Raw genomic sequence first — 19,888 nt, 5'->3', positions numbered from 1 at the left:
TTAGCAGGTACTGTTACCTCTATTGATTTTGTATCTGCTGTTTTTCCACTTGATGTATGCTCTACTGTAAATACTAATGTAACTTTTGTTTCTGCATCTGGTGGCACTATTGTACCATCTTTCTTTATAACATTTTCATTAGTTGATGATTTTATTGATATAGTATATCCACTTGATACTGTTGGCATAGTTAGTGTTGTTGCATCTTTTGTCGGTTCAGTTACACTTGTTATTTTTGATGCCTCATTATCTACTGCTGTTTGTAATTCTTCATCTGATGATTTAGCTGGTACTACTACACCTATTTCTTTAGTATCTGCTGTTTTTCCACTTGATGTATGTGTTACTGTAAATACTAGTTTCACTGTTGTTGCTGTATTTTGTGGTACTATTGTTCCATCTTTCTTTATAACATTTTCGTTGCTTGATGATTTTATTGCTATTGTATATCCACTTGATACTGATGGCATAGTTAATTTAGTTGCATCTTTTGCTGGGGCAGCTACACTTGTTATTTTTGCAGCCTCTTTATTTACTGCTGTTTGATTTTGGTTAGAAGAACTTCCTCCACTACTACTTCCTCCTGAAGAACCTCCACTTGAAGAACTTCCTCCTGATGAGTTAGAACCTGGATTATTTCCACTTATCGATGGAGAATTATCTCCCTTAACAGTACTTATTGTACCCTTATTATCTATAGTAGTTCCTTTAGAATTATTTGTAACTGTAGTTATCTTACCACCGTTATTTACTTTTACTTGACTTGCTCCAGATGCTACTGTTAAACTACCAATCTCACCTTTTGAATTATTTTCTATCTTAGCTCCATTTTTATCATTAACTTTTAAGTTAGTTATTTTTCCATAGTTAACAAAAGTTCCATCTTTAACATCATCTATAATTACATCATCTACTTTTGCATAGTTATTTACATCCCCATTAGGCATGTTGATAGTTACAGTCTTTGTATATGTACCATTTAAGTTCACTGTTACTGCTTTGTCAGTTTGTATTGTAAATGCTTCTTTAACTTCACTAGTTGGTTTAAAGTTTATAACATCATTAGCAGTTGCTTTATCTACAGCTGATTTTAATTCAGCAATTGTTTTAGCCTCAACTGTACTTACTTCTTGTAATGATTTCATTTCATTAAATGCTGTTTCATTACCATTTCCACCAACCTTAGTTATTTTATCAAAACTCTTAGAGTTAACTAAAGTTTTTTGTGAAGCTGATAGATTTTTTCCAACTAAAACTACTGGGGATTGATTTTTAGCACCTAGTACACCTACTGCTAATGCATCTATAAGTTGGTCTTGTTTAGCCATACCATCTTTAGTTACATATGCATTTTTTAAATCTGTCTTTTTATAGAATTCTTTTACTACTTTTGCATTTGTATCATTTCTATCTGTTCCACCTAATCTTGTACTATTTGGTAGTTTATTTTTTACAGCTTCAGAAACTGAACTTTCCCCACCTACTACATAAGATTGAGTTATTCCTGCATCTTTTATAAATTTATCTGCAACTGCTGTTCCATTTTTAGAATCAGCAAGTATTACTGGCATATTATTTTGTGCAGCTGGAGCACCCACGCTTACTGCATCTGCAAGCCCTTTTTCACCATTAACTACAGCTATTTTCTTAACATCACTTACTGCATCTAATCTTTTTGCTAACTCTAAAGATGTTTGGTATCTCTCTGCACCAGATATTCTTTCAAAAGATATTTTTAAATCTTTTATTTGTTTTTCTATATTTGCACTTAATACAGAAGTTCCACCTATTAAATATACTTTCTTAGCTTTTAATCTTTGTAACTCTGCTTTTGTCTTATCATTTAATTTATCTTTACCTGTTAAAAGTATAGGAGCATTTTTTGCCTTTGCAAATGGTGTTGCAGAAAGAGCATCTGCTATAGATGAATCATTTACTATTACTACCTCATCAGCATTTTTCCATCCATCTTGACTTATTTTTACAGCAGTTTCATATCTCTCTTGTCCTGTTAAATTTGTTGCTACTGTTTGCGCACTAGCTATACCTGCTGTAGAACTTCCAGCTATCATAGTAACTGTAAGCATAGCAGCAATCTTCTTTGGTATTTTCATTATATTTCCCCCTTGTCCATTAGTAGTACCTAATTGCTTTTTTTGTTACCGTTTTAATTCTAAGAGATACTTAATGCCTAACTTTAAAGAGGTTTTCTAACTATAATGATTTCATAATTAATATATAATTTACTTATTATTTTCTTATATTATAGTTATTATAAAGGAATACGTAGATTTTCTAATTGCTTGAAAAATTAGTAAATTTAAATTTTAAGGTGAATTTGATTTTTATGCTGATGAATTGTAGTAAAAAAGTAGATTTTATGTAAAAAAAGTAGCTCTTAGAATTAAAAGTGCTACTTGTTTTATAAATAAATTTCATCATTTATACTTATGATTATATATTAATTAACCAATTTTATCCATATGAAAAGCAAATTAATTTGATGTTTTTTAAATTATTTTTTATATTTATATTTTATTTTGTTGTATTTTTATGAGACAATATAAAAATAATATAAAACTTATATAAAGATAATATAAAACTCTATCTTTCCATCATAAATTTCAACCTTATATCTAAAATTATTTTCTTCAAGTATAGTCTTGACTATTGTAAGACCAAGACCAGTACCTGAAAGTTCTTTGCTTCTTGACTTCTCTAAGACATAAAAAGGCTTCCATATATTATCAATATCATCTTCTCTATCATAATCTATTCCATTTTTTATAGATAAAATAATCTTATCCTTATCTCTAAAAAGATTAATCTCTATCTCATTATCACTAGTATACTTTATCGAATTACTAATCAAATTATTAAGTACCATATCTATACTATCTTTATCAGAATTTATTATAAGATTTTTATCTTCTATATCACACTTAACACTTATATTATCCTTAGATATCAATAATTCATAATTTTTTAAATTCTTAAGCAGTCTTTCCTTTAAATCTACTTCACACAAACTAACTTCTTTTTTCTCATATTTAGCCCAATATAAAAGGGTATTTATTGTATTAGACATATTTTCTGCCTGTTCAATTATTGTATCTGTATAAGTACCATCATCCAAGCCATCTTTCATACCTATAGCGTATGCTTTTATAAGTGCTATTGGAGTTTTCATTTCATGAGATGCATCAGATATAAAAGACTTCAAATTTTCATTCCTTTTATTTAATTCATTGTGTGCCTTTTCAAGCTTTACACTCATTATATTTATGCTATAAGCTAACTCTTCTATTTCATCGTTCGTTTTTATAGCCTCAGTTCTAAATTTTAACTCAGATATATCCTTAGATAAAAGCTTTAATTTTTCCATAGGCCTTATAATTCTGTTTGAAAGTATAAATGTAAGTATAGTTATTATAATTACTGAAAATATCCCCATTATTATATTAAATCTATTTACTATACCAATTGTTTCTTCTGAATGTTCTATTGGTATAGATATAGCAAATAAATAATTATCCTTTTTCATAAACTTTACTAGTAGACTATATTTGGTTTTTCCTTGATTATATATTTTATTAATACTTTTATTGTCAATATCATTTAAAACACTTCCTTCAATCCAAAATTTATTTAAGCTCAAACCTTTATTCCAAAAGGCATCTAGTAAATCTTCATTTATTTTATCTATGCTATTTTTATCTTTGTAATTTTTATCTAATGTTACATATACAATGGCTGTATTGCTTTTTTCTTCAATTAATTCAATATTTGACTTTAATTTATTCATATCCTTATGTTTTATTTCATTTTCAATGTTATTCAATACATTTCTTTTTTCATGTAAATAATACCTATGAATAAACATACTATTTATAGCTATAGATATTATATAAACGACTACAACTACTATTGATATACTTATAGATAACTTCTTATTTAGTTTAGTCATCAAAATCCTCCAGACTATATCCTAATCCTCTGTAAGTTTTTATTATATCTTCTCCTACTTTTGTTCTAAGTCTTCTTATATGAGTATCTACTGTTCTAAAATCTCCATCATAATCCAATCCCCAGACTAAATCTAAAAGTCTTTCCCTAGATAACACTATTCCTTTGTTATTGACTAAACAATGAATTAATTCCAATTCTTTTTTAGTCAATAGTAGTTCATCATTACCTTTAAAAACTTTATTTGACTCAAAATCTATTTTTAAATCTTTTATATTAATTGTATCTTTATAATTTACCAATTTCTTAGCCCTTATTATTAAAACTCTAGGGTCAAATGGCTTTTTAACATATTCATCTGCTCCTATATTGAGTGCCTCTATTTCATCTTCGCTTTGACTTTTAGCTGTCAACATAAGTACCTTTGTATTACTATTTTCTTTTATCTCTTTACAAACCCCTATTCCATCAATTACTGGCATCATCCAGTCCAGTATTGCTAAGTCTATTTTATTTTCATAAAAAACATTTAAAGCTTCTTCCCCATTTTTTGCAGTAAATACATTGAAGCCTTCTTTTTTAAAATAAGCACAAAGTATCTTAATCATACTCACTTCATCATCAGCAATTAATATATTCATATATTCACATCCCTAAAATTATTATATTTCATATTATATCCATTGTTTCAATTATATAAAATATATGTTACAGGAAGTTTACAATTATTACTAAAGCCCCATATAAAATACAGTACAGATAAGCTTTAATACTAAGTCTATAAATAAAAAAGTACCTCATTTACAATTAAAAAATCATTTTGAGATACCTTTTACAAAATTATATATTCTACATAGCTTATCTAAGCTTAAATCTTAATCTATTGAAAATCTAATTTACCCTAATTACTATTGTATTTTATAGATATAGCCAATTTATCTAAATCCTCATTAATACATCATATGCATTTATTTAAAATAATCCTAATATACCTGTAATAGCACCTACCACTATCAATATACCCATTATTTTTATTGGAGAAAGACCTTTCTTTAAAGCTAAAAGCACTAACAAAGTAAGTACCAAAGGAATTAATCCAGGAAATATCTTATCAAGCAAATCTGTCTGAAGACTAAATTTAAAATCTCCACTAGTATAGCTTATTGGTGTAGATAAATTAATAAATCTACCTACAAGTCCGCCCATAACTAAAGTCCCTAATATAGAAGCACCTTCTATAACTTTATTTACTATTCCACCCTGAAGTATACTTTCAACAGCTTTTTTACCATACTTATAACCATTTGTCCACATTCCAAATGAAATTGAAGTCATTATTATATATTGAGCTAATACAAATAATATCGGTCCTGCAATTGATGCTCCTCCCTCAGTTAAACCAATACAAACAGCTAATACTATAGGTGTTATAACTCCTTGAGTTAAAGTATCTCCAATCCCTGCCAATGGTCCCATCAAACCTGTCTTTATGGCATTCATACCATCACCACTTATTTCATCTGCTCCATTAGCTTTTTCTTCTTCCATAGCTATTGTTATTCCATGTATAACACATCCACATATAGGCTCTGTATTAAAAAATGCCAAGTGAGTTTCTACTTCTTGCTTTAATTCTTCTTTATCTGGATATAGTTTTTTAAGTACTGGTAACATTGAATGTGAAAATGCTGTTGATTGTAATCTTTCATAATTGTAGTTAGATTGTGCAAAGAAAAACCATCTTAGCCATGACTTTATTACATCTTTTTTGCTTAACGTTTTCTTAGCTACTTCACTTTTTGTATTTGACATAATATTTTCCCCTTTCTTATATATTTAAGATGTTGCACCATCTTTTCCATATTTAATTGAAGTAATTGTAAGAGCAAGTATTACTCCAATAACAGATATTACTATTATATCTACTTTAAAATAAACAGCCATTAATATACCTAATATGAAAAATGGCATAGTAAACTTATTTCCAATTAATTTTAAGTTCATAGCAATTCCTAGTGCTGGTAACATAGCTCCAATTACATTGAATACATGTAATACATTATCATTCATTACTTCTAACATTCCATCTATTGCATTTGGCCCAAAATAAACAACTAATAACGCTGGTATAAAACTCATTACAAACAATAGTATCTGAGGTGGAACTATATTTATAAATGCTACTTTATCTATATTCCCTTTTTGCACCTCTCTATCTGCCCAGTGTGCAAAAAAAGAATTTACTGTCATTTTACCTATCCAAAGCACAGTTGCAACAGTACCTAACGGAACAGCTATTGCCATTGCAGTACTTACATCTAAATTAGATGCTATAGCTAAAGCAGTACCCACATATCCTGCAAAAGCTGGGTCTCCCATTTGAGCCCCTCCTGCTGATATGAATCCTAAATATATCATATTTATACCTGCACCTATAATTGCTCCTTGAACTGGGTCTCCTAGTATAATTCCTGTTACAAATCCAGCTAATAAAGGTCTATTCCATGTAAAAAATCCAACATAAGTTAGCCATGGACTCCAAGAAAGATAATAAAAAATTGCTATTAAAACTGCTTGAATTAGTGAAATTTGCATGTTCTTCCTCCTTATTTACTTTTAAATATTTACAAAATAGGCCTTACAATAATGTTCCTACATCAATTTTCTTTGCATCTGGAACTATTTGTATAAAACATTTAACATCTTTTGATATTAATTCCTTAAATATTTCTTTCTCTTCATCTGATACTGATATATTTTTATAAAAACTTTTTCTTCCAAGACCAGCTCCCATACCCCCAACATTTAACTCTTTTAAATCTACTCCATTATTTACTAGACCCAAAACAGTTTTAGGATATTTAACTAATACTATTAAATTCTCATCTCCATCATATGATTTTAAAACCTCAGCACCTGATTTTATATCATGCACTTCAACCTTAACAGTTGAAGGTGCTGCCATTTGTAAGACTTGAACTATAAAAGGGTCTTTTACAACTAAATCATCTACTATTACTATTCTCTTTGCTGATGTAATCTTGCACCAAGCAGTGATAACTTGCCCATGTATTAACCTATCATCAATTCTTGTTAATGCTATATTGCTCATAATAATTCCTCCAAAATTTTAATTTATTTTATATCTTTAAAGCTGCTTTTACATCCTTAATTCCTGAAACTCCAACTTCTTCACATAAACTTTTTAAATCTTTTAACTTCATAGTATCTCTGTTTAAAAACAGTTCTAAAAGCATAGGCAAATTTACACCTGTTAAACATTCCAATTCACAGACCTTAGCAAATTTGTTTATTATAACAGCAGATGTATTGAAAGGAGTTCCTCCATAAAAATCAAGTAATACTAAAATACCTTCATCTTTATATTTTTCAATTCCATTTTCTAATTTTCTACTAAACTCATCTATACTGTCACCATGGTTTAATCCTAAAGTTTCTACTTTTTCTTGTTTCCCTACTATTAATTCAGCACTTTCTAACATTGCTTTAGCCATATTCCCATGTGCAGCTATAATTATTCCTGCCATATGAATCATACCTCTCTTAACTTTTTTATATACACTATAAATTACTATCTTTATTACTCTACCTTAATTAGCCACATTAACCATTATCTTACCAAAGAAAATATCTCTTTTGTATATTTTTTCAAAATAATCTGGCACTTCATCTAAATTTATTCTGTGTGTCACCAATTTTTCAACATTCATGTCACCTTTTTGCATATGATACAAGCCAGCACTCCATTCTTTTCCTGGAAATGGAAATGAATTTCCAAACCAAGTTCCTTTCACAGTTAGCTCACTTCTCACTATCTTTTCAAATTGTTCTCTGCTTAAAGCTACATCTCCATATGGTACTCCTGCATAAAGTACTGTCCCACCTTTTTTAGCTAATAACAATACCTGACCACATGTCATTGGAGTCCCTGCTGATTCAATAACAATGTCTGCTCCAGCTCCATTAGTTAATTTTTTTATCTCTTCTACAATATTTTTTTCTTTTGCATTTATACAAATATCTGCTCCTAATTCCTTCGCTAATTCTAATTTCTCATCAAATACATCTATAGCCACTATTTTTGTAGAACCAAATATTTTTGCCCATTGTATTGAAAACAAGCCTATTGGTCCTGTTCCAAGTACTACAACAGTATCTCCCACCTTAGTTTCTGACCTAAAAAGTCCATGTCCTGCTATACACACTGGCTCTAAAGCAGCAGCCGTTTCATAACTTATTTCTTCTGGTATTTTTATTAAATTTCTCTCCTTTACCTTTGTGTATTCAGCAAAACATCCTCCAAGCTCTTTATTTCCTATTATTGCTACATTATTACATCTTGAATACAGCCCTTTTTTACATTCATCACATTCAAAACATGGCATAGCTGGACAAACAGCAACTCTATCTCCTATTTTAAAATCTTTTACTTCTATACCAACTTCTGCTACCTCTCCTGAAAATTCATGACCTAAGATTTCTCCAACCATATGAGGGCCTGTCTTTGAGTATTTCGATATATCAGAGCCACATATCCCAGCAACTTTTACTTTAACTATTACATCATCTTTTTCTAATATTTTAGGTATATCTGCATTCTCGACTCTTGTATCTCTTACACCATAGAACTTAACTGACTTCACATTAACCACCTCTATTTTTTATTTTATTTAGATATATACTCATCTTTTTTATGTAAAATATATAAAGCAATTTTTATGCCAATATTTGTAAATATAGGTTTCATGCCATTTATCATACTATTATTATATGTGTGTCAAAGTGTGTCAAAAAAATTTCCTACAAAAACTTATGTGTGTTAATACAAATGACACTCACTTTCTTTCTTGGCACTTTTCTAAACTTTTTTATAAAATGTACTTTTTTTGTTATTTTTGTAAAAATGTTCGGAAAAATTCTCTATTTTTGTGATATAATATTAAATGTAAGGCATCAATATAAATTTTTATACGAATACCAGAACTTTTTTGACACTAATGCCTTATTCAATATAATAATTTAATATTTTGGAGGTTGTTTATGAAAAAAGTGTATCAAGGAAAGACTAAAGATGTTTTTGAATTAGATAATGGAAATTGCTTACTTAAATTTAAGGATGATGTAACTGGCAAAGATGGTGTATTCGATCCAGGTGAAAATACTGTAGGGCTAAGCATAGATGGAATTGGTAAGGCTAATTTAGAAACATCTGTTAAGTTCTTTGAAATTCTAAACAATGCTGGAATTAAAACTCATTATGTAAGTGCTAATTTAGAAGATGCAACTATGGAAGTGTTACCAGCAAAAGTTTTTGGTAATGGATTAGAAGTTATTTGTCGTTATAGAGCTGTTGGTAGTTTCTTACGTCGTTATGGTTCATGTGTTGAAGAAGGAGCTAAGTTAGATTGTTATGTAGAAGCAACTTTAAAAGATGATGACCGTTGTGACCCACTTATAACATCTGAAGGTTTAGAAGCTTTAAATATTATGACTCAAGCTCAATTCGATTCAATGAAGAGTATGACTCAAAAAATTTCTAACATAGTTCGTGATACTATAGCTGAAAAAGGACTTGAACTTTATGATATTAAGTTTGAATTTGGATTCTACAATAATGAAGTAATATTAATAGATGAGATAGCATCTGGAAATATGCGTGTTTATAAAGATGGTGTAATAGTTGACCCTATGGATTTAACTGCTTTATTATTAGCAAAATAATTATACAAAATATATACATATAATTTTCAAATACAAATCTAATAAACTTATAAATAAAAATAAGCTATGAAGCAGAAATTCTATAAAATGTTAATTACTTTAAAACATTTTATAATTTCTAAGTTCATAGCTTTTTATTTTGTTGTTAAAATATTTTAGTTTATATACTCTATAACTATCATCTCCTACTATTTATCGTAATTCATACTTATTAGTTGGTAGATAATAATTTCAATCCTACAATCCCCACTACAATAAGACCTATACATAAAATTCTAGCCATATTAACTGGTTCATTTAAAAGAGCAATTCCTACAATAGCAGTTCCAACTGTACCAATTCCAGTCCATATGGCATATGATGTTCCAAGTGGAAGATGTTTAAGTGCTAATGATAAAAAATAAAAACTAACAATCATCCCGACAACAGTAAGTATACTTGGAGTCAACTTAGAAAATCCATGTGAATTTTTTAATTGGAATGCCCAAAAAACTTCAAATAGTCCTGCAATAAATAAAAATAACCATTTCATAAAATCATCCCTCTTTTCAAATAATATATCTCTTTTTTAGCAATAAAATAACCTGAGAAATATTATAAAATATCTCCCAGGTTTTTATCCTTCCGTGTTCACAACAAAATTATGTTGTGGGTTTTATCTTGGACCAGACCAATCATTAATAATTGCGGAACCCTATAAAACTCTAGTATTATTTTATTGTCTTTAAAATAATACTATCAACATAGGTAAAAAAAGTCAATATAGTGATATGATATAAATTATAAGAGTATAAATTAAAATATATATCTATAGTAATTTGTACTCTTCAGTTGTATAACATACTCAACTTACATATTTTGTATTTATATCTAATTTTTATTTAATATGTTATAATAACATAAAAATATCGAAAGGAGTAATTTTTATGAATTCCTACAAAATTGCAGTATGTCAGATGATGACTACAGAAAATAAGATTGAAAATATTAATCATGCTGTAGAAATGGTAACAGAAGCTGCCAATAATGGAGCTAAAATTGTGGTTTTACCAGAAATGTTTAACTGCCCATATGAAAATAAATACTTTCCTAAATTTGCTGAAGAATATCCAGGTGAAACAACAAATACATTGAGTAAACTAGCTGAAAAACATGGAATTTATCTAATTTCTGGTAGTATTCCAGAATTAGAAGATAACAAAATCTATAATACTTGTTATGTATTTGATAAAAGTGGAACTTTAATTGGAAAACATCGCAAAATGCACTTATTTGACATTGAAGTTACAGGAAAAGTTAGCTTTAAAGAATCTGATACTCTTACTGCTGGAAATGATGTTACTATAATAGATACTGAATATGGAAAAATGGGTATTGCTATTTGCTATGATATTCGTTTCCCTGAATTATCACGTTTGATGGCTCTTGAAGGTGCAGAAATCGTTATCTTGCCAGCAGCATTTAATATGACAACTGGACCTGCACATTGGGAATTATCTATCAGAATGCGTGCTTTAGATAATCAAGTATTCTATGTTGGTGCTGCACCTGCTCGAAATAAAGATGCTTCTTACATAGCTTTTGGTAATTCAAGAATTTCAGACCCTTGGGGAAAAATTATCGCTCAGGCTGATGAAAAAGAATGCATTATCTATGCTGATATTGATAGAGATTTAATTCCTAATATAAGACAACAATTGCCATTACTTAAACATAGAAGAACAGACTTATATGAACTTAATATTTTAAAATAAAAAATTATATGACCCCATAAATTAATTATTTAAAATGTTTATGGGGTTTTTATTATTGTAATTATACCAACTACTCTTAATTACTAATTGGTTACTAGTAGTTATTACCTTTATTAAATATCCTTATTTTTCTCACTTATCATATCTTCCAACTTTATGTGTGGATTCTGGTATCTCTTTTTATTTTTAGTTACATCTTTCCATTGAATTGCTTGCTTAGGACACCAATGTACACATGCTAAACAATGTTCACAATTGTGTAAAAACTTCGGTCTGCCCTCCTCAATATCTATATTATTTACAGGACATACTTTTGAACAAATACCACATTCTATACAGCTATCTTCAACTGAAAAATGGCTATCTTGATTTGCACAAGATGAAATATATTTTTTATAAAACTTTTTGTATATAAAATTTGTTCTGCCAATTTTATTATTTTTCTTATTTACAATATCTTCTGACACTTCATTAACCTTGATTTCTGCTTTTCTAAGTAAATTGTCAATTTTTTTATCATCTTTTATTTTAAACTCACAAATGTAATTAGAAACCATCTGTATCCTTGAACCTAGATTTAGTCCATGACCCTTCTCTTTCAACAAAGCATCCACATCATAAATTGCGCTTCCACCTATCACGCCTCTACAAGTTACTACAGCAAAAATATATGGTTTATCACTTTTAATATTTAAATTTTCCAATAATTAGACACTTGATTTATTTAGTATATAAAAATATACTGATTTTAATCACTAAAAATAGCATGTTTTTATGTAGATTTAATAATTTGAGAAATTATTGAGATTTTTATACTAAAATAAAAGTTGTTTAAAAAGTTTTATTTAGAAAGGAGAATTTTTATGAACAGTAAAATACTCGTCGTAGATGATGAAGAAGGTATCATCACTTTATTAAAGGATTATTTTGAAATAAATGATTATGAAGTTTACACTGCCCATAATGGAAAAGAAGCACTAGAAAAAATATCTAAAAATCCAGACATTATTCTACTTGATATAAACATGCCTGAAATAGATGGAATTGAAGTTTGCAGTAGAATTAGAGATTATATATCATGCCCTATTTTGTTTTTAACAGCTAAAATTGAAAACACTGATAAACTTAATGGTTTTCGTGTTGGTGCTGACGATTATATTGTAAAACCTTTTGATTTAGAAGAACTTGGTGCAAGAGTTTCTGCTCACTTAAGACGTGAACAAAGAAAATCAAATCACACTAAAGTCAAATTTTATAAAGATTTAGTAATAGATTATGAAGAAAGGTCAATTTCTATTGATAATAATCAAGTTTCACTTTCGAAAAAAGAATTTAATATCGTAGAACTTCTCTCTACGAATCCTGGTCAAGTATTTGATAGGGAGAGGATTTATGATAGAATATGGGGCTATGATAACAATGGAAATAGTGATGTTATAATGGAACATATCAGAAAAATACGAATTAAATTATCAAAATATACCCTTGAAAATTACATAGAAACGGTATGGGGAGCTGGTTACAAATGGATAAAATAAAAAATATGTCATTAAAAAAATCTTTTTTCTTTCTCACTCTATCTTCATTAATTATAGCATCAGTACTTACAACTATCTCATACATTTTACTTAATTATATATATCACTCTATACAAGACAAATATTTACAAACTCCCTTATACACAGAAACTATAACCATAATGCAAAATAATATAAATCAATACAGCGATTTTGATAAAGTGTTGATTAATATTATTAGTACACTTCAGCTTGTACTCCCACTTGTATTTTTTATAGGGCTTCTATTATTAGCTGATATAATTTTTTATAAGGTAAAATTAAAGACACCTATTGAAATACTTAATAAAGGAGCAAATGAAATATCCAATAATAACTTAGATTTTTACTTAGAATATAAGAGTAATGACGAATTAGGTAATCTGTGCAATGCTTTCGAGAAAATGAGGTCCCAACTAAATAAAAATAATATAAAAATGTGGACCATGATAGATGATAGAAAACAGCTTAATGCTGCTTTTTCTCACGATTTAAGAAATCCCCTAACAGTTCTAAAAGGATACTCAGACTATTTAACAAAATACATACCAACAGGAAAACTTAGTGATAAAAAAATTTTATCAACTACACAACTTATGTCTGAACATATTGACAGAATTGAATACTATGTAAATAGTATGAATAATGCTCAACGATTAGAAGACATAGTTATTACAAAAACTATATTGAATATAAATGATTTTATAGAAAATTTAGATAGTAATATATCTATTTTATCAAAACAAACTGGAAAATCTTTTAAACTTACAAATAAGGTGGACAGTATAAACATATTATTTGATGAAAACATTATTCATAGGGTTATTGAAAATATAATATCAAATGCATTTAGATATGCAAAAAATAAAGTATCTATACTTATATACCTTGAGCAAAAATTCCTTATTTTTGTAATTGATGACGATGGTGTGGGATTTAGTGAAGAATCTCTAAAATCAGCATTAAAACCTTTTTATAAAGATAAGACTTTAAATAATAACAACTCAAATTTTGGCATGGGTCTTTATATATCTAAAGTATTATGTGAAAAACATGGAGGTTCTATTTTTATTGAAAATAATTTAATTGGTAGTGCTAAAATTACAATAAAGTTCTCAACAAAAGACTAGAGATATTTTAATTTTTAATCTGGATTTATCTGGATTTCCTTGTATAAAACATAATAAACTTTTAAGCTTTATTAACATGCACCCTATAAAAGTAGCTAATTAATAAAAGATAAAATCTTAAGCATAAATATATTCTTTTTATCTAGAATTTACTTCTATTTATATGAAAAGTTGAGAAAAAATTGAGTTTTATAACTTACACTCTTCTTATACAAAAAAGGAGAGTGTTTTTATGATTATAAAAGCAAAACAATTATCAAAAATATATGGTTCTAATAACAACAAAGTTGTTGCACTAAACAATATTGATTTAGAAATAAATACAGGTGAATTTGTTTCTATCATTGGACCTTCTGGAAGTGGAAAAAGTACACTTTTACATATCTTAAGTGGATTGGATAGTCCTACATCTGGCCAAGTATTACTTGATGGGAAAGACATGTATAAATATAGTGAAAAGGAACTTTCCACTCTTAGAAGAAAATGTTTTGGATTTGTATTTCAACAGTTTAATCTATTGCCTGTTTTGACAGCTTCAGAAAATATTTCAATGCCTGTATTATTAGATAAAAGACAACCTGACAAAAAATACTTAGATGAAATTTCATCATTGCTTAGAATCTCAGATAGATTGCATCATCTTCCACATGAACTCTCAGGAGGTCAGCAACAAAGAGTTGCCACTGCTAGAGCATTAATTGCAAAGCCAAATGTAATATTTGCTGATGAACCTACAGGAAACTTAGACAGCAAAAGTGGTAGTGAAGTTATGAATCTTCTTATTAAAACATCAAAGCAATTTAAAAAGACTCTAGTAGTAATAACTCATGATGATAGGATTGCAAAGCTTGCTGACAGACAGCTTTCAATAATTGATGGTATACTTATGGAGGTGAAATAGTAATGAAAAATTACCTTTCACTTTCAATAAAAGAGTTAAAAAACCAAAAACTTATGACTACATTAATTATTATTGCAATAATGATGTCGACTATAATGACAACTGTAGTAGGTCAATCAATTGGTATACTTCAAAATTTAAGAACTGAGCAAGCTCGCTCTTTTAATGGTGATAGACATGTATCCTTTCACCAGCTTAATAAAACTCAAGTTGATACACTAAAAAAAGATAATAGAATCTATCAAGCTGGTCTTTCAACAACACTTGGCACTAGTAAAATAAAGAATACAGGTATCTCTATACTTGTAAAAGAATACGATAAGGTAGGACTTTCCAACTATCCAAAACTAATGAAATTAAAGTCTGGAAATCTTCCTAAAAATAAAAATGAGATTGCCTTAGATGAAAATACCTTACAGCTTATGGGAATAAAACCAAAGCTTGGTATGACTATTCCTATGGATTTAAATATCTCACTTTTAAATGATACAGAACAGCCCTATAGTTATAAAACCAATTTTAAACTAATTGGTATTTTAGAAAATGACTATACAGGCTATGCAAGTGGAATAGTAAATAGTGTTGTAGGTAAAGGTACATCAGAAAAACTATTACCTAAAAGATATACTTTATCATCATTGGATTTTAAAATAAAGCAACAAAATAAATTTCAAGAAATTGTAAATCAATTAGCTAGAAAAGTCAATATTCCCCGTAGTTCAATTCAATACAACTGGGTTTATTTAAATACATTAGGAATTAACTTTGAAGGAGATAAAAACAGTTCCAATAGTGACAGCATATCTATAATTATAGTAATATCTTTATTTGTTGCACTATTAGTACTACTGGCCTCTGGACTTGTAATCTATAATATTTTAAAAATTTCTGTTACAAAGAAAATTAAAGAGTATGGATGTTTAAGAGCAATTGGAGCTGAACCAAAGCAACTATATAAAATTATTATTTTACAAATTTTATTTTTATGTTCTATTGCTATACCTATTGGAGCCATAATTGGAATTGTTTCTTCTGAAAGTATAGCTAAAATGATTACAAATATCTTAAATCCAGATATATTTTTAGTAAATAATACTAAAGAAATGACTGAACTTATACATAAAATTTCAACAGGCTACTTAATACCACTATTATTAAGCGTTGGTATTTCACTAGTATTTTCATTTGTTGCGGCTTTACCATCAGCAATATATGCTTCACATGTTTCTCCTAAAATTGCTATGGCTGGTAACACTACCAAAATCAAAAGAAAAATTAAAATTAAACGAGAAAAACCAATCAAAAACTTCGAAAGACATCTAGCATGGCTAAACCTAAAAAGAAATAAAGGTAGAACTATAATCACTATACTATCATTATTTATGAGTATAACAGTATTTGTTGCACTGAGTGAATTTTCTAATGTATTAGATGTATCCAAATCGGTTAGCGACCTAAAAAAAGGAGATTTTTCTTTAACAAATGAAGTTCCTGGCTTTGATAAATCTACACTTGATAAAATAGTTAACATGAAAAATATCAATCGTACCTCTTTTATCAAATACTCTGAATATAAACAAGGAGAAATAAATACAGATATTAACTTTGAAAATGGTTCTGAAATGTTAAAAGTTATTGGAATTGATGAGCAAACTCTTAAAGAATTAATACCTTCTATCACAGATTCTTTATTAGAGGATTTCAAAAATGGTTCTCTATGCCTTATAAAAAATCCAATTGCTATTTCTACACCAGATACAAAATTTAAGGCTACAAACCTAAAAACAAAGGATAATATTACAATTAATAAAAAACAATTAAAAGTATATAATACTGTAGATAAAATGATTAATTTACAAGGTAGTGGTTGGTTAAATGGTATTGATGTTATTGTATATGATACTGTATATGACACCCTAACAAATAAAGATAGATTCAGTCAGATAAATGTTTATGCTAAAGATAAATCAAATTTAGAAGAAGTAAAGTTATCTATTGAACAAATTTGTAAAAACAATCCAGGCTCTCGTTGGATATCGTACATTGAATCAGACAACCAACTTAAAGAAAGTTTTAAACAAATACAATTTTTAGCATGGGCCATTATACTATTTGTAGGATTGATTGGCACTTTAAACATTATTAACACAACTCATACAAACATTAATACTAGAATTAATGAAATTGGAGTTAAGAGAGCTATTGGTATGAGTAACAGTAGTTTATACAAAATGTTTTTATGGGAAGGTTGCTATTATGGAATATCTGCTGCTATATTTGGTTCAATTGCAGGATATGCCAGTGCTGTTATAATAAACATTGCTACTATAGAAAAAATTGATTTTACTAATATCCCAATTATTTCGATTTCACAAGCTACACTTGTTGCTATAATTGCATGTATTATAGCTACTCTTATTCCGTTAAGAAAAATTAAAAAAATGGATATTATTGATTGTATAGATATTATAGAATGATAATAATAGATTAATATCTACAAATAAAACATAATAAATTATCTTTTTCAAATTATAATTCTATAGCTTTTTTGATTATATATCTTTAAGACCACAAATATTGGTATCGCCTTTATTTATGGTCTTTTTTATGTTTTCATTTAGTGTATATTTACATATGCTCTCATATCTTGATATATTTTAGAGTTTAGAAGTAGCAAATTAGTAAAAATAGTATATGAGTTTAATACAATTTGTAAAATCAAACACTTTTTATAAAAATCACATTAATTGACTTTTAAATCCACAGTTATGTACTTCTTTTGATTTTCTACAGTCTGTCCTCCAGTAATATAATGAACATCTGTATCTTCTGTGCAATTTATAATGCTGTCAAAGTATATAGGTAAACTTGCTGAAAACAAAAAACTCTTACCTTGCTGAATTTGAAAATGGATATGTGGCTCACTTGTATTTCCGCTATTTCCACACCTTGCTATTTGCTGTCCTTGCTTTATAAAATCACCTACACTGACTATAAAGCTATCTTTTTTTAAATGTGCTATTGTGCTGTATTCATTTGATGAATGCTTAATCACAATATAATTTCCCCTTATATCCGAAGCAGAGCATTGTACTTCTACTTTATTAGAAATAGGAGTGTCTTCAAAACTATTCTTAATTTCCACTACAATACCATCGGCAGGTGCTATAACAGGTTGATTGTAACAAAAATAATCAGTTACAGAAGTTCTGTTGTTGGAATATGATTTTCCCTTTCTTTCTATAACAAAGTCATAAGCATATCGTTGATTACATATTCCCCAAGAGTGTGAGTTTTCTTTGTCAATTCCTCCATTTGCAACAAGCCATCTTCCATTGAATGGAAGAATATAACCATTCACTGTTTTGTGATTGTAGACATTAGGTAATCGAAATAGATTTCTCAAGTAAATAATTGGTATCCCTATTAACATACCAATGTTTTGAAAAAGAAATTTTAAGTCTTTTACTTCTTGCATATCATCATCACATTTTAATACTAAAATAAGCGATAAAATAAACTCTAAAATAGCAAGTAAGAAAAATAAATAAAAAAGTTCCAACAATTTAATATTTAATATTGTACCAACAATTCCAATACAGCCCATCCAGTACATTTTCTTTATGATTTTAATAGCCTTTTGCACAGAAAGCCAACCCCTTATATATTCCAATTATATTAGTCATATATTACCATATATAGTATTATAAAGTCATTTCTTTTATGCTTTAAGTAAAAATATTTACAAAAAAATAAAGTTGCCAAAGTAAAATTAGATAGAGTTGCCAATTTTACTTTGGCAACTCTATCTAATTTTATATTTATAAGTTATACTTATAAGCTTTACTGTATGTAAATTAACTATACTAAATTTACTCTACCTAATTTAAAGTATTTATTAATCTATAAGATTATATTTCTTTAGACATCTAACATAATTTGCTACTAGATAATAATTATTTATATCATCTTCATCTAATCCTTTAAATACAGTTATTTCATCAGTAAGTTCACTACTCCCTTCCACAAAAACACAGCCTGTTTCAAATTCCATACCCACAACAATAGAACAAGCACTATAAACTTCTTCCTGATTTTCATATAAAGTCTTTGCGTTTCCTTCATTTTGAATTGTAAATACAATAGGTTTTAATTCTTTATTGCTCGGTATCTTTTTTGAAAAAGGTTTATTTAACTTAATATTATTAATGACTACATTGTTAAATTCTTCCGAAGCTTCTTCTTTTAGTGTATATTTTTGTTTTAAATATTCTATTAATTCTAAAATAGACTTAGAATTTACATTTAAAGTACTTCTATATTTTTCATATACAGATTTCCATTCTCTAAATTTTTGTTGTGATATTTCCTGTGTATCTGTATTTATTTTTTCTTCTGGCATTTTTTTCATATAAAATCTCCATCCCATCTTTATGTAATCTTATTGATACATTTCATTTAAAAACCTTAATTTATTAATTTTAATATTTATATCCTACTTCTAAAAACTTTACAAGTCAATGTAATTTTGCTATCTTTGGTTTATAACAGTTTAGAATTAATTTCTTTTATAATGGTAATAGATTAATATTATTTAATAAACATGACATTCTGTTGTCATGTTTATTGTGCTATTATATTTTTAAAATTCTTTTGCTTTACAATTACTTTTTATAGTATTTAAGGCTTAAAATTAAGGAGTTGTAATTAGAAAATAAAAATATATTTAAATATAATCAAATATAGTATAATATAATCACATAAAGGTGTGATTATATGAGTAAACATTATAAACCTAAAGAATTTGCAGAATTATTAAATATGTCAGTTATAACTCTG

18 protein-coding genes and 1 riboswitch are annotated in these 19,888 nt (G+C 27.9%); of the genes, 6 read left to right on the top strand and 12 right to left on the bottom strand.

The annotated features are described in order from the left end of the window. From KGF41_RS20105 to KGF41_RS21230, 8 genes are all read right to left on the bottom strand, one after another. A partial coding sequence (locus tag KGF41_RS20105) for a cell wall-binding repeat-containing protein (RefSeq protein WP_227857112.1) occupies positions 1-2,114 on the bottom strand: 2,114 nt, incomplete at its 3' end. A 467-nt stretch (positions 2,115-2,581) separates the two neighbouring features. Further along, positions 2,582-3,967: a sensor histidine kinase gene (locus KGF41_RS20100; RefSeq protein WP_227854909.1), complete on the bottom strand. Its 1,386-nt coding sequence runs from the start codon at positions 3,965-3,967 to the stop codon at positions 2,582-2,584. Further along, positions 3,960-4,607, bottom strand: coding sequence for a response regulator transcription factor (locus KGF41_RS20095; protein ID WP_227830403.1), 648 nt, complete (start codon positions 4,605-4,607; stop codon positions 3,960-3,962). Before KGF41_RS20095 ends, KGF41_RS20100 begins: the two co-directional genes overlap by 8 nt. A gap of 331 nt (positions 4,608-4,938) precedes the next feature. After that, a complete protein-coding gene (locus KGF41_RS20090; RefSeq protein WP_227830402.1) occupies positions 4,939-5,778 on the bottom strand; it encodes a PTS system mannose/fructose/sorbose family transporter subunit IID in 840 nt (279 codons plus the stop codon). Positions 5,779-5,802: 24 nt separating this feature from the next. Then, entirely contained in the window at positions 5,803-6,561 is a 759-nt protein-coding gene (locus KGF41_RS20085) for a PTS mannose/fructose/sorbose/N-acetylgalactosamine transporter subunit IIC (RefSeq protein WP_227435258.1), read from the bottom strand. A gap of 43 nt (positions 6,562-6,604) precedes the next feature. Further along, positions 6,605-7,078, bottom strand: coding sequence for a PTS system mannose/fructose/N-acetylgalactosamine-transporter subunit IIB (locus tag KGF41_RS20080; RefSeq protein WP_227850890.1), 474 nt, complete (start codon positions 7,076-7,078; stop codon positions 6,605-6,607). A gap of 28 nt (positions 7,079-7,106) precedes the next feature. Then, positions 7,107-7,523 carry a PTS sugar transporter subunit IIA gene (locus KGF41_RS20075; protein ID WP_413841605.1) on the bottom strand — a complete coding sequence of 139 codons (417 nt, stop codon included), beginning with the start codon at positions 7,521-7,523 and terminating at the stop codon, positions 7,107-7,109. A 54-nt stretch (positions 7,524-7,577) separates the two neighbouring features. After that, a complete protein-coding gene (locus KGF41_RS21230; RefSeq protein WP_227830399.1) occupies positions 7,578-8,630 on the bottom strand; it encodes a galactitol-1-phosphate 5-dehydrogenase in 1,053 nt (350 codons plus the stop codon). Positions 8,631-9,027: 397 nt separating this feature from the next. Between KGF41_RS21230 and KGF41_RS20065 the strand changes: the two genes are divergently transcribed. Next, a complete protein-coding gene (locus KGF41_RS20065) occupies positions 9,028-9,708 on the top strand; it encodes a phosphoribosylaminoimidazolesuccinocarboxamide synthase (RefSeq protein WP_227830398.1) in 681 nt (226 codons plus the stop codon). Positions 9,709-9,919: 211 nt separating this feature from the next. Here KGF41_RS20065 and sugE read toward each other — a convergent pair whose 3' ends face one another. Beyond that, entirely contained in the window at positions 9,920-10,240 is a 321-nt protein-coding gene (gene sugE, locus KGF41_RS20060) for a quaternary ammonium compound efflux SMR transporter SugE (protein ID WP_227830397.1), read from the bottom strand. A gap of 71 nt (positions 10,241-10,311) precedes the next feature. Beyond that, positions 10,312-10,417: riboswitch (guanidine-I (ykkC/yxkD leader) on the bottom strand. 217 nt (positions 10,418-10,634) lie between these two features. Here sugE and KGF41_RS20055 point away from each other — a divergent pair. After that, positions 10,635-11,462 (top strand): carbon-nitrogen hydrolase family protein, encoded by an 828-nt coding sequence (locus KGF41_RS20055; protein ID WP_227843064.1) that lies wholly within the window; start codon positions 10,635-10,637, stop codon positions 11,460-11,462. A 113-nt stretch (positions 11,463-11,575) separates the two neighbouring features. Here the strand turns inward: KGF41_RS20055 and KGF41_RS20050 are convergent, their stop codons facing one another. Then, a complete protein-coding gene (locus KGF41_RS20050) occupies positions 11,576-12,166 on the bottom strand; it encodes an EFR1 family ferrodoxin (protein ID WP_227857111.1) in 591 nt (196 codons plus the stop codon). A 159-nt stretch (positions 12,167-12,325) separates the two neighbouring features. Between KGF41_RS20050 and KGF41_RS20045 the strand changes: the two genes are divergently transcribed. The 4 genes from KGF41_RS20045 to KGF41_RS20030 all read left to right on the top strand — a co-directional run bounded on the left by KGF41_RS20045 (position 12,326) and on the right by KGF41_RS20030 (position 17,526). Then, the gene (locus KGF41_RS20045) at positions 12,326-13,000 is read left to right on the top strand and encodes a response regulator transcription factor (protein WP_227857110.1); all 675 of its coding nucleotides are present in this window, start codon (positions 12,326-12,328) and stop codon (positions 12,998-13,000) included. Further along, entirely contained in the window at positions 12,988-14,148 is a 1,161-nt protein-coding gene (locus KGF41_RS20040; protein ID WP_227857109.1) for a sensor histidine kinase, read from the top strand. Before KGF41_RS20045 ends, KGF41_RS20040 begins: the two co-directional genes overlap by 13 nt. A gap of 232 nt (positions 14,149-14,380) precedes the next feature. Next, the gene (locus KGF41_RS20035) at positions 14,381-15,049 is read left to right on the top strand and encodes an ABC transporter ATP-binding protein (RefSeq protein ID WP_227850888.1); all 669 of its coding nucleotides are present in this window, start codon (positions 14,381-14,383) and stop codon (positions 15,047-15,049) included. A 2-nt stretch (positions 15,050-15,051) separates the two neighbouring features. After that, positions 15,052-17,526 carry an FtsX-like permease family protein gene (locus tag KGF41_RS20030; protein WP_227857108.1) on the top strand — a complete coding sequence of 825 codons (2,475 nt, stop codon included), beginning with the start codon at positions 15,052-15,054 and terminating at the stop codon, positions 17,524-17,526. A 266-nt stretch (positions 17,527-17,792) separates the two neighbouring features. Here KGF41_RS20030 and KGF41_RS20025 read toward each other — a convergent pair whose 3' ends face one another. Together KGF41_RS20025 and KGF41_RS20020 are read right to left on the bottom strand one after the other, a co-directional pair. Continuing rightward, positions 17,793-18,695, bottom strand: a complete 903-nt coding sequence (locus KGF41_RS20025; protein WP_227830389.1) for a M23 family metallopeptidase — start codon at positions 18,693-18,695, stop codon at positions 17,793-17,795. 252 nt (positions 18,696-18,947) lie between these two features. Then, positions 18,948-19,460, bottom strand: coding sequence for a hypothetical protein (locus KGF41_RS20020; RefSeq protein ID WP_227857107.1), 513 nt, complete (start codon positions 19,458-19,460; stop codon positions 18,948-18,950). Positions 19,461-19,888 lie beyond the last annotated feature (428 nt).

The sequence above is a fragment of the Clostridioides sp. ZZV14-6150 genome (assembly GCF_020657875.1).
In the GTDB taxonomy this organism is placed as follows: Bacteria; Bacillota; Clostridia; order Peptostreptococcales; family Peptostreptococcaceae; genus Clostridioides.
Note: the sequence above shows the minus strand (reverse complement) of the source record. Positions and strands in the feature narration are given on the sequence as shown.